The sequence below is a fragment of the Faecalibacterium sp. DFI.5.82 genome, assembly GCF_029076575.1.
GTDB classification, from domain to species: domain Bacteria; phylum Bacillota; class Clostridia; order Oscillospirales; family Ruminococcaceae; genus Faecalibacterium; species Faecalibacterium duncaniae.
This window is the reverse complement of sequence record NZ_JARFIS010000647.1, coordinates 1-305: the sequence shown is the minus strand read 5'-3', so window position 1 is coordinate 305 and position 305 is coordinate 1. Positions and strand designations below refer to the sequence as shown.

General features: G+C 58.7%; 1 protein-coding gene. It reads right to left on the bottom strand.

What is annotated here, in order from left to right:
* The coding region (locus tag P0G09_RS18260; RefSeq protein WP_275253375.1) for an RsmG family class I SAM-dependent methyltransferase at positions 1 to 305 on the bottom strand (305 nt) is incomplete at both ends.

The following is a 305-nucleotide window of genomic DNA, read 5'->3' as shown; positions in this document are numbered from 1 at the left end:
ACTCCACCCGCTTGCCGGTGGGCTCAATCAGGGTCAGCTCCAGCTCGGGCTTGTAGATCTTTGTCACGATGCCTGGGAATCCGGCACCGGCACCCACGTCCACCATCTTCCCTGCTACCTCGGGATGGCTGGCAAACAGCAGGCTGTCGAGGAAGTGCTTGTCCTCAATGCCCACCGGGTCGGTAATGGCGGTCAGATTGACCTTCTGGATGTAGTCCACCAAGATCTGCGCAAAGGCATCCAGCTGGTCCAGCTGGTCCCCGGTCAGCGCAAAGATCCACATGGAACATTTTTGCTCCAGTCTC